Below are 15,509 nucleotides of genomic sequence, written 5' to 3'. Positions count from 1 at the left end.
CGCTCAGGACACTATTTAAATACAAATCTTTTTTGCAATACATAATTATAACTTACACTCAGGGCAATGGCTACGGCTATCTTGGCAAGTCCGTAGTTGATTCCGGTATAACTTGTTACAGCTACCAGCAGTAAAAAATTCAGCAGCACATATCCGGCCCACACCACCCCGTACCGCCAGCCCTGTTGCCATGCCGGCGTTTCGGTTGCGCCGAACACCCATTTTCTGCCCATCATAAAATGAGTTACGGCGCCAGTGATATTTCCCAGCACGCTCGCCCCGCCATACCAGATGCCTGCAAGCTCGACGCAGGCAATGGTAATGGCAAAGTCTGTCGCCGAGGCAACAAGCGATGCAGTTTGAGCGCGCAAAAATGTGAACATATTTTTCAGAGGATCGATGTTCTTACAGCTACCTGCAGAATGATATTGGTGTAGATGCCTGCAAGCACATCATCTGCCATCACGCCCCAGCCACCGGGAAGGTTTTCGGCCTTCCGGATATACGCAGGTTTTGCGATATCGAAGAACCGGAACAGCACAAAGGCGGTGACCACGGTGACTATGCTCACCGGCACAAAGACGAGGCTGATGCACATGCCTGCTATCTCGTCTATCACAACACGGTTGTTATCAACACCCCAGTACTTTTCCACCCTTCCTGCAGACCAGACTCCAATAGCGGTGATGACCAGGGTCACCAGCAGGGCCACCTTCGGATCATTGCTTCCGGCAGACATCAGATACCATACGATGGCGCAGAGGGCGGCGGCTACCGTGCCACTTCCCTTGCGGATGAATCCGATGCCGAGTCCGGTAGCAATGATCTTATGCAGGTCCATGTTTTGATCTTTTACAACGCCTCCACCAGCTCCTGATAATAATCAAGACCGAGGTGCGTGATGAGGTCTTCGCCCATCATGTGACGCAGTGTGTTCTGAAGCTTGATCAGCTGTTTGAAGATGTCATGCTCAGGACGCAACCCGGGGGCTGTCTGCGGCGACTTGAAGTAGAATGACAGCCATTCCTGGATGCCGCTCATGTTGGCACGTTTCGCCAGGTCGATGAACAAAGCAAGGTCGAGCACAATGGGCGCGGCGAGGATCGAATCGCGGCAGAGGAAGTTGATCTTGATCTGCATCGGGTAGCCAAGCCAGCCGAAGATGTCGATGTTGTCCCAGCTTTCTTTGTTATCGCCGTGCGGCGGATAATAATTGATCCTGATCTTGTGATACAGCTCGCCATACAGCTCGGGGCTCAGCTCCGGTTGTAAAATATCTTCGAGCACACCGAGCTTCGATACTTCTTTTGTTTTGAAGTTATCGGGATCGTCCAGCACGAGGCCATCGCGGTTACCGAGAATGTTCGTCGAGAACCATCCGCGGATACCCAGTGAACGCGCGTGAAGTCCCGGCGCGAGAATGGTCTTCATCAGGGTCTGGCCTGTTTTAAAGTCTTTTCCGCCGATCGGCACATTGTTCTCCTTCGACAGCTCTACCAGCGCAGGAATATCGCACGTGAGGTTAGGGGCACCGTTGGTAAAAGGAACTCCTTTTTTGATCGCCGCATAGGCATAGATCATGCTGGGAGAGATCAGCGGATCGTTGTTACGAAGGCCCGCTTCGAAAGCATAGATGCTCTGATGCACGTCGGACTCTTCGATGTATTTCTCCGTTGACCCGCACCATACCATTACCAGGCGCTCGCAGTTATTCACTTTTTTGAAGTTCTCGATGTCTTCCATCACGGCCAGGGCGAGGTCGTATTTTGTTGCGGCCTCTTTCACGTTCTTGCCGTCGAGGTTCTTGATGTAGGCCTTGTCGAACACTGCCTTCATCGGCTTGATCTTCTCGAGCTCGGCTTTGATGGGCTGCAGCAATCCCAGCTCCAGCACCTTGGCGTGAACGGCAGCCTCATATACGTTGTCTTCATACACATCCCATCCGCCGAATACGATATCGTTCAGGTCGGCCAGGGGTACGAAGTCCTTTATCTTCGGATAGCGATTCTCTGTGCGCTTTCCCAGGCGGATGTTGCCGGTCTGCGTCAGGGAGCCCACGGGTTGTGCCAGTCCCTTCTTCACCGCCTCCACACCTGCGATCATGGTGGTAGCCACCGCGCCCAGGCCGGGGATCAGGATACCTAATTTCCCGTTCGCTTGTTCTATCTGTTCTTTCATACTGTTATGATTAGTGTTTCTGTTGTTCGAGGTTTATTTAAGCCATTGGTTGTCTTTGTACCATTGGATGGTTTCTGCCAGACCGTTCTCAAGACTGTACCGCGGCATGAACCCAAGGTCTTTGCAGATGTTGTCGATGCTGCACGACCAGTTGGCGGTAAGCTCCGCGATCTTGTTCCGGTTGAGCGCGGGAATATTGCCCCGCATCTTCCCCGCTGTTTCCTGCACCAGCGCCAGCGCACGAACCATGGCTGTGGGGATGTGCACCCTGAAAGTTCTCAGCTTCAGGATCTCTTTGGTGATATTGGCTAACTCGTAACGGTCATAGCTGCGCCCATCCGCCACGTTATATGTCTTTCCTGTAATGTTGCTCCGCAGCGCGTCGATGGTAACGGAAGCCAGGTCTTTCACATACACAAAGCTCAGCTGCTGTTCTCCCCACCCGATGTAAGGCTCGAGGCCCTGTGCAAAAGTTTTTAATAAAATAAATATGTCGCGGTCGCGGGGGCCGTATACCGCGGTTGGGCGCAGCGTGACCACAGGCAATGTGTGGATCCCGGAGAGATACCCCTCGGCCTGCAGCTTGCTTTTTCCATACCATGTCACGGGTTTTTCACGATCGTGCTCCGTGATGGCCACACGGTTCTGTGAAGGGCCCGCCGCCGCGAGGCTGCTGAGGAAAACAAATTTGCGCAGTGGCAATTGCACCGCAGCGATGGCTTCCCCAAGGTTGCGGGTATACTCCGCGTTGACGCGCATGTAATCTTCTTCACTGGCTGCCTTCGTTGCACCCGCAGCGTGGATCACATAATCGTACTGATTTGCTTCCAGGTCTTCGCGCAGGGCCTTCGCATCTGAAAAATCTGTTGTCGTGAACCGGATGGGCAGTGCCTTGAGATGATCGACGGCGCTGGTAGACCGCACCGCAGCATATACCTCCAGTCCTTTACGCAACGACTCTTCGATGAGGTGGTAGCCTACGAATCCGCTCGCACCCGTGATCAGCACACGCTCTTTCATATCGCTTTCTCAAAGATCCGGTAACGCTTGTGCGGAACGCCTTTCACATGCTCGAGCGCTTTGTTCATGAGCTCGTTGTGCTCGAGGATCCACGATGCTTCGCAATGTTTGTATTTTTTCTTCCGGTAGGCCTCGATGATGCTTGCATACAAACACGCTTCGATGCCCAGTTTCCGGTATCCTTCTACCACACCCAGTGCAATCACACGGATACCGTTGATCTTCTTCATGCCAAACAGGAGTTTGAAAAGACCGAAGGGCAGCAGCCTTCCGCGGCGGATGTTGATGAGGATCTGGTTGATATCGGGAATGGCCAAAGCGAACCCGACCAGCTTGCCGTCTTTTTCAGCAACGAGGCAAAAATCTGTATCCAGGATCATCTTGAGGTCTTTTGCCAGGTAATCGAATTCCTTGTGCGTCATGGGCACAAAACCCAGGTTCCTGTCCCAGGCGGAATTATAGACTTCCCGGATCTTATCGACTTCAGCCTGAAAATTTTTCTTCACGACGGGCCTGATGACGATGCCTTTGGTTTTCAGGCGATTGACGATCGCTTCTTTCAGCCTCACAGATTTATCGTCATAGCCGTCTTCACCGAAGCGGTAGGCGATCAGGTCAACCTTCTTGTGCAGGCCCACGTTGCCGATCAGTGACTCATAGTACGCTTTGTTGTAAGGCATCATGGCAAACGGCGGTGTATCAAAACCCTTGACCAGCAATCCGCAGGTCTCGTTGGTTGAAAAATTCGCCGGTCCCACGATGGAGGTTGCGCCCTGTTCTTTCAGCCACTGCTCCGCTTTCGAGAACAGCATGCTGCTGATCTCCTTGTCGTTCACACAATCAAAGAAGCCGAAGAAGCCGTCTGTGGTATTATTGAATGCGTTGTGATTCTTGTTGAAGATCGCCGCAATGCGTCCTGCAACCTTTCCATTGTCATAAGCCAGAAAAAGTTGTACGGGTGAATGATCGTGAAAGGGATGTTTCCCGGGGGTCAGCAGATCGCGCTGCGCAATGAACAATTCCGGAACATAACAAGGATCATTTTCATACAGGTCGTGCGGGAAATCGATGAACGCTTCCAGCTGCGCTTTGGAAGTAACTGCTACTACCTGTTTCATTTGATGCGCTCTTTTACTCTGACCACACCTGCGCGGCTGAAAGCTTTTGCGAGCTTTGCAACGGCTTCTTCGATCTGGCCAAAAGTATGGGTGGCCATCAGCGAGAACCGGAGCAGTGACGCATCGGAAGGAACCGCGGGTGAGATCACCGGGTTCACAAACACGCCGTCCTGCTGTAACAGGCTGGTGATGATAAAGGTCTTCTCGTTATCACGCACATAGATGGGAATGATGGGGCTTTCACTTTCGCCGATGTCGAAGCCTTCTTCGGTCAGCAAATGTTTGGCGTAGTGGGTGTTGCTCCACAGCTGCTCCATGTGCTGCGGCTCGTTTTCAAGGATATCGAGGGCCGCGATAACACTGGCGGCAGAAGCGGGTGTCATGCTGGCACTGAAGATCAGCGACCGTGCATGGTGTTTCAGGTAATCGATGGTATCGGCATCGCTGGCTACAAATCCCCCAAGGGAAGCCAGTGATTTACTGAATGTCCCGGTGATGATGTCGACCTGGTCGTTCAGATCGAAATGCGAAGCGGTGCCGGCGCCTTTTTTCCCGATCACACCCAGGCTGTGGGCGTCGTCTACCACTACTGTTGCACCGTATTGCGCTGCGATGGAAACGATCTCGGGAAGCCTGGCGATATCTCCCTCCATGCTGAAGATACCATCTATAACAATGAGCTTAACCGATTCTTCCGGCAATACGCTTAATCGGCGGGCAAGGTCTGCCATGTCGTTATGGGCATACTTGATCACCCGGGAAAAAGAGAGGCGGGTGCCATCATAGATGGAAGCATGGTCGTATTCGTCCAGGATCAGATAATCGTTGCGGCCGGTGAGGCATGACATTACGCCCAGGTTTACCTGGAAGCCCGTGCTGAAGATGAGGGCAGCCTGTTTTCCCGTAAAGGCTGCAATTCTATTCTCCAGCTCGATGTGGATATCCAGCGTTCCGTTCAGGAAACGAGAGCCTGCGCAGCCCGTACCATACTTTTCGATGGCTTTTTGGGAGGCCTCCTTGATGCGCGGATGGTTCGTTAACCCCAGGTATGAGTTGGAACCGAACATCAGCACACGTTTGCCGTGAATGATCACTTCTGTGTCTTGTGCTGATTCGATGGGCCTGAAGTAAGGGTAAACGCCCCGTTCTCTTGCTTCCTTCGCCGTTGTATAGCTGGCGATCCTGGCTTGTAATGGTTTGCTCATGGGTAAAATGTCAAATGTGTCCTGAAACTAAAGCAGGTGATTTTCCGTTTTTCGACTAGTTGATTGGTCGAACAAAATCGTTTTTTAGTCTAATGAATAGTTCGAATGATTTCGTTTTACGGTCCAAAAGTAGAAAAGTTTTTAATTTAGAATTAATAAAGACTTAAATATTTACTCATATATATTTTGATTTGTCCGGAATGTTGTGTAAGTGATGTTCCCATAAAATCGCCTTTTTTAGCTGATCGGCCCATTCTTCCCCTGCCAGGCTCGTTTTTTCACGAAATACCCTTCTCAACCGCTTCCAGGCTTCTTCAAATTCTACCCTTCGGGAATAACCCTTTGAGGGTTTACACGGGGTAATCTCTTAAACTTAGATTCTACCTCTTGAAAAGCCCTCAAAGGGTTGGGTTGACTGACCAAAGACAACCATCCGATCACAGACCCCTATAACACCTTTAAGTTTTTTTCGATCCCGTCATAGCGGTATCATGGAGGATACCAGCATGTCACTCTGGCGCAAGACCACACTATAGCTTTTGCCATCGTCTCCCCGCCAGTTGGGGGCCTGGTGCCTTCGACGCCGAACATGTGCGCATGACAAGGAGGGCTTCGGTGATCAGTACACCCGGAACCATACCAAAGCGAAGAAGTATGCATTGGTACGTGGATCTACTTTGCACTGCCCGTGTATTCACCTAAGCATTCTTCACCGCATTCAGCAATGCATACACAACTACATGACTATAGCATGAATCGTTGCCTACCCACCAGGTTGTAAGATAAGTTAACTTGGTTATATTTATAGAGAGGTTATTTGTATAAACCGATCTTCGCAATCGTGCCAGGAGACAACCGGCATTAGACCCCGTGCCTACAGATAATCTCTTTACCAGCGGCAGTATACATCACTGTTATTATTTCTCGTGTAAGTTTTCTCATGTTCCGCAAAACATCGGAACATTCCAGAAGGATAGTTTTGATCTCATTTATGAAGTTGGCTTTATTGATCGCTACCCTGACGACCTATACCATCTTTTCAACGGCGCAAACCAGCCCCGTCCTGAAAAGCGGAAGCTATCTTTATTACGGCCAACCCTATCTCGAAGATAATTCGATGCTGATCGATGAAGCTTTCAACCAGGAGGCGGGCATCATTCAGCACATTTCAAACATGGTGGTTTCAGACAAGATGCTGAACTACAGCTATACACAAGAGATCCCCCTGGTCAGTCACAAACATCAGCTCAGCTTCACATTTTCGTACGCGTGGTTGAAAAACACCGGGCAGTATACAAGGCCTGCCGGCATTCCGGCGTCAACCAGTGGCTTTGGAGACATTATGCTGAGCTATCATCCGCTGATCGCCGGAAAGCACAACTGGGCACTGATCGTTCCCCGCATCACCATCATCTTCCCTACCGGGAACGCGCCCTCGGGTTTCGGAAACGGAGGCTGGGGCAGTCAGCTCAATGTTGCTGTTACCAAACGATTGAGCAAGAAGATCACAGCCCATACCAATACAGGCTACACCTATATTATCCATGCCGATCATTATTTATATGAGCGCAATGGCACGCCGGCAAGCCGGTATGAAAAGAATATTGCTTCTGTAAACCTTGGTGCGAGCCTGGTATGGCTGGCGCATAAAAAGATGCACCTGCTTACGGAGTATATACTCTCCTGCGGGAAACGCATTGGAGATGATGGTCATCTGATCAATGACCAGCTGATGACAGTAAATCCCGGGATCCGATACGCTTTTGATGTTGGCAAGGTGCAGATCGTACCCGGTGCGGGAATCCCGGTAAACTTCAGCAACGGAGCTTTCGAGAGCGCCGGCACCTTCTTCTACCTTTCAGTGGAACCCTGCTATGCCATGAGATAAACACCATTTGCCGGGTTACCACGCGTCACCTCCCCTCCTGATGAAACCCTAACTAAAAATCCCATACCCCTTATGAAAAAAACAATTCTCGTTGTAGAAGACTTTGGAAGCATCCGCGACTTTGTTTGCGAGACGCTCGAAAGAAAAGGTTACGCCACCCTGGCGGCTACCAATGGCAACGAAGCCTATCAGCTATTGACCGAAAAAGCGGGCGAGGTGAGCCTCGTGCTTTCGGATTACAACATGCCGGGCTGCACCGGGTTCGAGCTGCTGAAAAAGATCAAAGGCCATCCCAGTGTCTCTAAAGTTCCGGTGATCTTTCTGACCACTGAAGTAGATCCTGAAAAAATGAGAAGCGCCAAAGAAGCGGGGCTCTCTGCCTGGATCAAAAAACCTTACCGCACCGAAACGTTCTTTGCGCAGATCGAAAACGCCATCGCTCATGGACAGTAATCAGAAGCGTTTCGTTGAAGACGCCCTCGACCTGCTGAACGAGCTCGACGAAGGCCTCCTGCAGCTGGAGGCCAACGCCCATGCCAAGGCACCGCTTGAACAGGTATTCCGCACCATGCACACCATCAAGGGCGGCGCGAACATGTTCGGGTTCGATAACATCGGCGAGCTGGCACACTACCTCGAAACATTGTTTGACCTGGTGCGACAGGGAAAAACGCAGGTATCTGACAAGCTGATCAGCATCACGTTGCAGGCCTTCGACAAGGTACGCGACCTGCTGAAGGAGAAAACATTCGAAGCCATTACCCGGAAAGATGCGCTGTACGATCACCTGACGGCCGTACACGCATTTCATCGGACGATCGATGCGTCGTTGACGGGTGCCGACCTTGTGACGCCCGCGGGCAACCTGAAAAAAGACGAGTTGGCCACTTTCTTCGTCAACGTTACGCCGCTCATCAGCATGACGGAAGACGGCAATCATCCGCTGGTGTTCATTGTTCAGGACATTGCCGCGCTGGGCACTTCCAGTGTCAAGGTAACCAAGAAGCAATCGCTCGAGATAGCGCAGTGGGAGATCTTCCTTTCCACTACAACTTCGCAGGCGGAGCTCGAGAGCTACTTCATCTTTGTTGAGGATGAGAGCCGAGCCACATTCACCCGGCTGGCTGCCGGAGATCTTTTCGAGCAGCCCGAATTCATCCAGTACCTGAAATCGGTGGAAGACAAACCCGTGAACCTGGATGAGCTTCGTTCCGTTGCCGGCCTGCATGATGACGAGGCCAAAAAGAAAACGCAGCAAATCGAAGAAGAAGCGGAGACGCAAGGCAAGAGAAAAGTGCTTAACGACACGTACATCAAGGTAAGCAAACGCAAGATCGACGACCTGCTGAACTGGATCAGCGAGCTCATCATACTGCAGGCACAATTTGCCAACACGGCGTCCAAGCTCAACGTGGCATCGCTCACAGATACAACGGAACAGCTGGACATGGTAACACGCCAGCTGCGCGATACTTCGCTCGAGATCGGCCTCGTGCCCATCGAAACGCTGGTAACGAAATTCAAACGCCTGGTACGCGACCTCTCCAAGACGCTGAACAAAAAAGTGAACTTCCTTTCTGAAGGCGCCGAAACGGAGATCGACAAAGACGTGATCGAGCTGATGACCGAGCCGATGATCCACATCATCCGCAACGCCATCGACCACGGCATTGAAAGTCCTGCCGACCGCAAGGCTGCGAGCAAGGCCGAACACGGCACGGTAAAATTAAGGGCCTTCACCGCCAGCAGTTACGTGAACATCATCATCAGCGACGATGGCAAGGGTATTGACAAGGAACGTGTGCTTCAAAAGGCAAAGGAGAAAGGCCTGGTGGATGCCGAAGCACAGCTTTCTGAAGACGAGATCCTGAACCTGATCTTCCACCCGGGACTGTCTACCACGGCACAGGTCTCCGATGTTTCCGGACGCGGCGTAGGGATGGATGTTGTGAAACAAAAGATCAACGAGCTTCGGGGCCACCTATCGCTCAAGAGCCTTCCGGGACGTGGTACCTCCATTCACATCAGGCTGCCCCTGTCACGCTCTATTATAGAAGGGCTGCTGGTGAAGATCGGTGTATCGGACTACATCATTCCGCTGGCTGCGGTGGATAAATGTTATGAGGTGCCGTCAAAATCGCTGACACCGGATGGCTGTCAGAAGCTGTTGCTCGACGGACAACCGGTGCCGGTGTTTTATCTGCAGGAGATCTTCCGGGACCAGGCAGCGATACCCGAGGTGATGCAGGTGATCAAGATCAACTATGATGAACACCCGGTAGGCATCACGGTAGATAACATCGTTGGCGAATACCAGACGGTGCTGAAGCCCCTCGGCGATATGTACCAACGCCAGGAAGAATTCAGCGGGGCTACCATCCTCGGCAACGGAGCGGTAGCGCTGGTGCTGGATACCGACAAACTGGTGAAGCAGCTTGTGCGGCAACAGCAGGCATCACTCATGTAAGAATCTCTAACCTAACTTTCTTTATTGTCTATGGAACAACAGACTTTAACCAGTCATTCGTATCTGACCTTCCGGTTGGGTGACGAAACTTTCGCGGCCAGTGTCAACCACGTGCTGGAGATACTGGAGCTGAGCAAGATCACCAAAGTGCCGCGCGCGCCCCATTTCATGCGCGGGGTGATCAACCTGCGCGGCAACGTACTGCCGGTGATCGATACCCGGATCAAGTTCGGGCTCGACAAGGCAGACGACACCGTTAACACCTGCATCCTGGTGATGAACCTCGAATCCGAGAAACAGAAGATCATGCTTGGAGCGCTTGTGGATGCAGTACAAGAAGTACGCGAGATCGAGCAGTCCAGCATTCAGCCTGCTCCCTCCATCGGCTCAAAATACCGTTCCGAGTTCATCGAAGGCATGGTAAAAGTAAACGATCAGTTTGTCATGATCCTGAACCTGGCACTGGTCTTCACCACCGATGAAGTCTCTATTATTCAGGAAACCGCAGAAGAAAAAATATCCATCGCTTAACCTCACTAATCCCCACAGTTATGAAACTCAATATAAAAACCCGTCTTGTCGCAGCCTTCGCTGTGCTGATCCTGCTATCGGCCGCGATCTTTTACATGGGCAATACCAATTCAGCTTCCCTGAACGATCAGCTGAACACGATCGTGGACTCGAACGTGAAACGTATCATGCTGGCCTCGAAGAACGCGGAAGATATCCAGTTCATCACCAAACGTGAAAAAGAGCTGATCCTCACCGGCCAGGTGGAAGAGGTGCAGGAATACGCCAACCTCATCGAGAACAAGAACCAGGAGCTGCAGGAGCGTGTGGAGCTGCTTCGCTCCATCTCTGACGAAAAAGGAGTCGAGATCCTCGAATCGTTCTCCGCCAAGTGGAACGACTACCTCAAGGTTTACGCCCGCATCAAATCGCTGAGCGTTAAAAACACCGATAGCACCCAGGCCGAGGCGTACACGCTCTCAAGAACCGAAGGGCGCGAGGCGGCGATGGGCGCGGTGGCCTCCATGAGCCAGATCCTCAAGAAAAATGAAAAGGCGCTGGCCGATGCCAAACTGCAGGCCGACCAGAATTACGAGAAAGCCCGCATGAACATGATCATTCTGCTTTGCACCGCCGTTGTCATTGCCTGCGTTGTTGCGTACTGGATCATCGCTTCTATTTCGAAATCCATCAGCCAGGCAAAATCAGCCATCAAAAGTATTTCAGAAGGAGACCTTACCATCGAGATCGTGAATGCATCGCAAGACGAAGTTGGTGAGCTGCTCGACCACCTGAGGAACATGGTGGAAAAGCTGAAGGAAGTGCTCATGTTCGTCTCCACCGCTTCAGATCATATTTTTTCTGCCAGCACACAAATGAGCGCTACCTCGCAGCAAATGTCACAGGGCTCACAGGAGCAGGCCGCCTCTGCTGAAGAGATCTCTTCTTCTATGGAAGAGATGGTCTCCAACATTCAGCAGAATACAGACAATGCACAGCAAACGGAAAAGACGGCATTGAAAGCTGCCTCCGACATCCAGGAAGGAAGCAAGTCTGTAAACCAGACCGTGGACTCCATGAAGAAGATCGCCGAGAAGATCACCATCATTGGCGAGATCGCACGGCAAACCAACCTGCTGGCGCTTAACGCAGCCGTTGAAGCCGCGCGGGCCGGAGACCAGGGTAAAGGTTTTGCCGTGGTAGCCGCAGAAGTACGCAAGCTGGCGGAACGCAGCCAGGCAGCCGCTTCCGAGATCAATGAGCTGTCAGGGTCAAGCGTATCCATTGCAGACAAGTCAGGAAAACTACTGGACCAGATCGTTCCCAATATTCAGAACACGGCCAAGCTGGTACAGGAGATCTCCGCGGCCAGCCTTGAACAGAACTCGGGTGCCGAGCAGGTGAACAATGCCATTCAGCAATTCAACCAGGTGATCCAGCAAAACGCTTCGGCCTCGGAAGAAATGGCCACGGGCGCTGAAGAGCTGTCGAGCCAGGCCGAGCACCTGCGCGAAGCCATCTCGTTCTTCAAGGTGGGCAAAGATCATGGCGCCGGCAAAAAGATCACACAGCGAAGACGCCCTGCTCCCGTCGCGGCCATCAAAACAGCGCCAAGATCACAGGGTAAACATGGCGTTGTGCTGGACCTCTCCAACGGCAACGGCAGCGACCACCTGGACAATGATTACGAAAAATATTCAGGCTGATGAGTGATTCCATTCTCAAGATCTCTGAACGTGATTTTGAACGGCTGAGAGGTTTTATTTACCAGGCCTGCGGGATCAACCTGTCGAAACAAAAAAAAGTGCTGGTGGAAAGCCGGTTGCAGAAACGACTCGTGGCCCATGCCATGAGCTCGTTCTCCACCTACTGCGATTATGTGATGAACAGCATGGAAGGGCAGGCCGAGATCGTTCACCTGATCGACTCGGTGGCTACCAACAAGACAGATTTTTTTCGCGAGCCTGGTCATTTTGAGTTCCTGGAAAGGGAGGCACTGCCTTCTTTTTCCAGGCTCCGGATGCCGCGGCCTTTCAAAGTGTGGAGCTCGGCATGCTCAACGGGTGAAGAGCCTTATACGCTGGCCATGGTGCTGGAAGAATTCTACAACAGCAACCCCTCGTTCGAATACCGCATTGTGGCTTCGGATATTTCAACCAAAGTGCTGGAGAAAGCCGTAAAAGGTGTTTACGATGAGAGGACCATCACAGGCATTCCCATGAGCTTGCGCAAAAGGTATTTGCTTCGCAGCAAGAACCAGGAGAATCCAACCATCAGGATCGCACCCGGCCTGCGATCAAAGGTTGCTTTCAAAAGGATCAACCTAACGGACAGCGTACTGGAAGTAGAGCCCGACTTCGATGCCGTGTTCTGTCGCAACGTGTTGATCTACTTCGACCGGCAAACGCAGGAGCAGGTTGTGCGGAAGCTGCTGTCGAAGCTGCGGCTGGGTGGCTACCTGTTCATCGGGCACTCGGAATCCATCTATCATATGCAGCTGCCGGTGAAGCAACTGAGGCCCACTGTTTTTCAGCGCGTTTAAATTAACCTGAGAGCCAAATGAAAAAACGTATACGGGTGTTGATCTGTGATGACTCTGCGCTGGTGCGGCAAACCCTGACCGATATCATCAACACCGATCCGCAGCTTGAAGTGATGAGCACGGCGGCGGACCCGTTCTTTGCGGCGCAGAAGATCAAAAACGAGATCCCGGATGTGATCACGCTGGACATCGAGATGCCGCGCATGGACGGTCTCACTTTTTTGAAGACCCTCATGGCACAATACCCCATTCCGGTAGTGATCATTTCAAGCTTTACGGAAAGAGGAAGTGACCAGGCTTTGCGTGCGCTGGAGCTTGGCGCCATCGAGATCGTGGGCAAGTCAGAGATCAGGAATACGGCGGAGCACATCGAAGAATCGCGCATCCGCATCACCGATGCCATCAAAGCTGCTTACATGGCCCCGGTAAAACGTGTGGCGCTCAACAGGCCCGCGCAGGAGTATACGCCTGCCGTGAAAAACAAGGTGGACTACGCCTCCTTGCATCACGCTACCACTACTGGCAAAGTCATCGCCATCGGCGCATCAACCGGCGGCACGGAAGCGCTTCGTTTTTTCCTGCGAAACTTTCCGCCAGGCAAACCTGGGATTGTCATTACGCAACACATGCCGGCAGGTTTCACAAGATCGTTTGCCGAAAATGTGAACCTCATCACGGAGATAACTGTAAAAGAGGCCGAAGACGGCGAGCCGGTATTGAACAGTCACGCTTACATTGCGCCCGGTGGAAAGCACATGGAGGTTGTGCGCAACGGCCTCCGGTATTGTATCAAGATCTGCCATGGAGAGCTGGTGAACCGGCACAAACCTTCCGTCGACGTGTTATTCAATTCCGTGGCGCGGCATGCCGGAAAAAATGCGGTGGGCATCCTGATGACCGGCATGGGAAAAGACGGCGCCGAAGGTCTGCTGCATATGAAGGAGGCCGGTGCATACACCATCGCACAGGATGAGAAGTCGTGTGTTGTTTTCGGGATGCCGAAAGAAGCCATCCGGATCAATGCTGCCCAGCAGGTGTTGGCCTTACAAGAGATGCCGAAAGCGATCCTGGAGCATTTTCATTGAGCTAAACAGCTTGCGATCACCTGGTCTTTGCTTCGAGGATCCTGCCACTGGCATCGAGCTCAACGGCGAGGTCTTCATCTTCAGACGACACGTCTACTGTGTAATACGTGCGGCCGGGTTCCTCCACAAAAACATAGTTGCTGCCTTCGTATCCTTTGCTCAGGTATTTTTCCCGGATGGTCTTCATCGGGGCGGCGGGAAAATCCACTTCCTGTAAAGCGGTTTGTGTTCCCAGCCACTGCCCTTTCATATCTACTTCGATCAGCTTGAACGCTGTGGGGCTGATGAGCGTGGCGATATACTTACCCCGGTTCTGATCGCGCACCCACATGGTGACGGGTGACCCGCCAGACCTGGCCTTGACCGCCGCCGCGATATTGGCGGGCACATCTTTCTCGTCCACCTTTTGGGCGTGCGAAAAGTGGCACAACAGGAGCAGCAACAACAAGAACAGAATACATCTTTTCATCTTGAGATATCGATTAAAATGAAGCATAAGGCACCGGGATGTCTCTGAACCCATTAACTAAAACCGACTGTTCCCGGATACCTGATGCCTGAGATTGATAATACTTTTAAAATTCAGAAAGCGATCATTTTTTAATGATCTGACGTGTTACCACCTGATGCGCTGTGCTGATCTTCACGTGATAGATGCCGGGCTGAAGATGATCCACTTGCAGTGCCGCGTCTTCTCCGGATGATGCTGTTTCACGGGCGACAACACGGCCCATGGCGTCGAACATTTCAATACGAACCGGGCCTACGGATGCAACGCTGACGCTCAGCGCATCATGCACCGGGTTCGGGTAAACACCCACAAGTACTTCTGCGCGACCTTCCAGGTCAGTAATAAGCTCCACTACGAGTGTTTGCTGCACGGACGAAGCTGCTTCGAATGTATCGTTGCCCGATTGTGTAGCAGTGATGACAGTTGTACCTGCGCCCTGGAGGGTAACCGTGTTATTCACAACTGTTGCCACCGCTGCGTTACTGCTTTCATAGACCACAGGAAGGGATGAGCTGGCTGTCGCCGATAGTGTGAAAGGCGCTTCGCCGAACATCTTCGAAGGCAATTCAGCGAAAGCGATTGACTGGAGGTTCTTCAGGATGTTCAGTATTTGTGGTACCTGCATGGCTGGCTCATAGTTCTCATTACCAGCCTGATTGGCGGCGATTGCTATTTTTCCTGCCTTGTGAAGGATGATCCTGTTGCCATCGATGGAAGCGATGTCAGGATGACTGCTCACGTAGCTGACGGGTAAACCGGATGATGCTGTTGCCGGGAGTATGAATGTTTCATCGCTCAGTCTTTTGTCGGGCAGCGCGTTGAAGGTGATGGTCTGGGTGGCTTTGCTTACAATAAGTGTTTGTTGTACTTCGTCAGCAGGGTTGTACTGCGCATCACCGGCCTGACGGGCCACGATCTTTGCAGTGCCCGCTCCTACAATCGCAACTACATTACCATCAATAGTTGCAACAGCTGTGTTTAAGCT

At 52.0% G+C, this 15,509-nt stretch carries 15 protein-coding genes; 7 read left to right on the top strand and 8 right to left on the bottom strand.

Annotation, left to right across the window (positions count from 1 at the left end; genetic code table 11):
* Positions 1 to 11 precede the first annotated feature (11 nt).
* Genes KK083_RS16205 through spt form a run of 6 tightly spaced genes read right to left on the bottom strand, consistent with a single transcriptional unit; the run spans position 12 to position 5,521 of the window.
* Positions 12 to 383: a GtrA family protein gene (locus tag KK083_RS16205; RefSeq protein WP_254164589.1), complete on the bottom strand. Its 372-nt coding sequence runs from the start codon at positions 381 to 383 to the stop codon at positions 12 to 14.
* 5 nt (positions 384 to 388) lie between these two features.
* A complete protein-coding gene (locus KK083_RS16200; protein ID WP_254164587.1) occupies positions 389 to 841 on the bottom strand; it encodes a phosphatidylglycerophosphatase A family protein in 453 nt (150 codons plus the stop codon).
* An 11-nt stretch (positions 842 to 852) separates the two neighbouring features.
* Positions 853 to 2,178 (bottom strand): inositol-3-phosphate synthase, encoded by a 1,326-nt coding sequence (locus tag KK083_RS16195; RefSeq protein ID WP_254164585.1) that lies wholly within the window; start codon positions 2,176 to 2,178, stop codon positions 853 to 855.
* Positions 2,179 to 2,211: 33 nt separating this feature from the next.
* Positions 2,212 to 3,198: an NAD-dependent epimerase/dehydratase family protein gene (locus KK083_RS16190; RefSeq protein ID WP_254164583.1), complete on the bottom strand. Its 987-nt coding sequence runs from the start codon at positions 3,196 to 3,198 to the stop codon at positions 2,212 to 2,214.
* Entirely contained in the window at positions 3,195 to 4,316 is a 1,122-nt protein-coding gene (locus KK083_RS16185) for a GNAT family N-acetyltransferase (protein ID WP_254164581.1), read from the bottom strand. The genes KK083_RS16190 and KK083_RS16185 overlap by 4 nt, the downstream gene beginning before the upstream one ends.
* Positions 4,313 to 5,521 (bottom strand): serine palmitoyltransferase, encoded by a 1,209-nt coding sequence (spt, locus tag KK083_RS16180; RefSeq protein WP_254164579.1) that lies wholly within the window; start codon positions 5,519 to 5,521, stop codon positions 4,313 to 4,315. The genes KK083_RS16185 and spt overlap by 4 nt, the downstream gene beginning before the upstream one ends.
* Before the next feature lie 991 nt (positions 5,522 to 6,512).
* Here spt and KK083_RS16175 point away from each other — a divergent pair.
* From KK083_RS16175 to KK083_RS16145, 7 genes are all read left to right on the top strand, one after another.
* The gene (locus KK083_RS16175; protein ID WP_254164577.1) at positions 6,513 to 7,409 is read left to right on the top strand and encodes a transporter; all 897 of its coding nucleotides are present in this window, start codon (positions 6,513 to 6,515) and stop codon (positions 7,407 to 7,409) included.
* Positions 7,410 to 7,481: 72 nt separating this feature from the next.
* Complete coding sequence (locus tag KK083_RS16170; RefSeq protein WP_254164575.1) at positions 7,482 to 7,862, top strand: response regulator; 381 nt, start codon at positions 7,482 to 7,484, stop codon at positions 7,860 to 7,862.
* Entirely contained in the window at positions 7,852 to 9,876 is a 2,025-nt protein-coding gene (locus KK083_RS16165; protein ID WP_254164573.1) for a chemotaxis protein CheA, read from the top strand. The genes KK083_RS16170 and KK083_RS16165 overlap by 11 nt, the downstream gene beginning before the upstream one ends.
* A gap of 30 nt (positions 9,877 to 9,906) precedes the next feature.
* Positions 9,907 to 10,407, top strand: coding sequence for a chemotaxis protein CheW (locus KK083_RS16160; protein ID WP_254164571.1), 501 nt, complete (start codon positions 9,907 to 9,909; stop codon positions 10,405 to 10,407).
* Between the two features lie 20 nt (positions 10,408 to 10,427).
* The gene (locus KK083_RS16155; protein WP_254164569.1) at positions 10,428 to 12,092 is read left to right on the top strand and encodes a methyl-accepting chemotaxis protein; all 1,665 of its coding nucleotides are present in this window, start codon (positions 10,428 to 10,430) and stop codon (positions 12,090 to 12,092) included.
* Positions 12,092 to 12,928 carry a CheR family methyltransferase gene (locus tag KK083_RS16150; RefSeq protein ID WP_254164567.1) on the top strand — a complete coding sequence of 279 codons (837 nt, stop codon included), beginning with the start codon at positions 12,092 to 12,094 and terminating at the stop codon, positions 12,926 to 12,928. Before KK083_RS16155 ends, KK083_RS16150 begins: the two co-directional genes overlap by 1 nt.
* A gap of 17 nt (positions 12,929 to 12,945) precedes the next feature.
* Complete coding sequence (locus tag KK083_RS16145) at positions 12,946 to 14,013, top strand: protein-glutamate methylesterase/protein-glutamine glutaminase (protein WP_254164565.1); 1,068 nt, start codon at positions 12,946 to 12,948, stop codon at positions 14,011 to 14,013.
* 16 nt (positions 14,014 to 14,029) lie between these two features.
* Here the strand turns inward: KK083_RS16145 and KK083_RS16140 are convergent, their stop codons facing one another.
* Entirely contained in the window at positions 14,030 to 14,482 is a 453-nt protein-coding gene (locus KK083_RS16140) for a PepSY-like domain-containing protein (RefSeq protein WP_254164562.1), read from the bottom strand.
* Positions 14,483 to 14,606: 124 nt separating this feature from the next.
* Positions 14,607 to 15,509, bottom strand: a 903-nt coding sequence (locus KK083_RS16135; protein ID WP_254164560.1) for a T9SS type A sorting domain-containing protein, incomplete at its 5' end; no start/stop codon positions are given.

The organism is Chryseosolibacter histidinae (genome assembly GCF_018598225.1).
GTDB lineage: Bacteria > Bacteroidota > Bacteroidia > Cytophagales > Cyclobacteriaceae > Chryseosolibacter > Chryseosolibacter histidini.
The sequence above is the reverse complement of the archived record's forward strand: the minus strand, read 5'-3'. Positions and strand labels throughout refer to the sequence as shown.

Bases quoted from the DNA above. Each gene is read 5' to 3' on its own strand.
- KK083_RS16205 (WP_254164589.1), bottom strand. From the start codon at position 383: ATGTTCACATTTTTGCGCGCTCAAACTGCATCGCTTGTTGCCTCGGCG.
- KK083_RS16200 (WP_254164587.1), bottom strand. From the start codon at position 841: ATGGACCTGCATAAGATCATTGCTACCGGACTCGGCATCGGATTCATC.
- KK083_RS16195 (WP_254164585.1), bottom strand. From the start codon at position 2,178: ATGAAAGAACAGATAGAACAAGCGAACGGGAAATTAGGTATCCTGATC.
- KK083_RS16190 (WP_254164583.1), bottom strand. From the start codon at position 3,198: ATGAAAGAGCGTGTGCTGATCACGGGTGCGAGCGGATTCGTAGGCTAC.
- KK083_RS16185 (WP_254164581.1), bottom strand. From the start codon at position 4,316: ATGAAACAGGTAGTAGCAGTTACTTCCAAAGCGCAGCTGGAAGCGTTC.
- spt (WP_254164579.1), bottom strand. From the start codon at position 5,521: ATGAGCAAACCATTACAAGCCAGGATCGCCAGCTATACAACGGCGAAG.
- KK083_RS16175 (WP_254164577.1), top strand. From the start codon at position 6,513: ATGAAGTTGGCTTTATTGATCGCTACCCTGACGACCTATACCATCTTT.
- KK083_RS16170 (WP_254164575.1), top strand. From the start codon at position 7,482: ATGAAAAAAACAATTCTCGTTGTAGAAGACTTTGGAAGCATCCGCGAC.
- KK083_RS16165 (WP_254164573.1), top strand. From the start codon at position 7,852: ATGGACAGTAATCAGAAGCGTTTCGTTGAAGACGCCCTCGACCTGCTG.
- KK083_RS16160 (WP_254164571.1), top strand. From the start codon at position 9,907: ATGGAACAACAGACTTTAACCAGTCATTCGTATCTGACCTTCCGGTTG.
- KK083_RS16155 (WP_254164569.1), top strand. From the start codon at position 10,428: ATGAAACTCAATATAAAAACCCGTCTTGTCGCAGCCTTCGCTGTGCTG.
- KK083_RS16150 (WP_254164567.1), top strand. From the start codon at position 12,092: ATGAGTGATTCCATTCTCAAGATCTCTGAACGTGATTTTGAACGGCTG.
- KK083_RS16145 (WP_254164565.1), top strand. From the start codon at position 12,946: ATGAAAAAACGTATACGGGTGTTGATCTGTGATGACTCTGCGCTGGTG.
- KK083_RS16140 (WP_254164562.1), bottom strand. From the start codon at position 14,482: ATGAAAAGATGTATTCTGTTCTTGTTGTTGCTGCTCCTGTTGTGCCAC.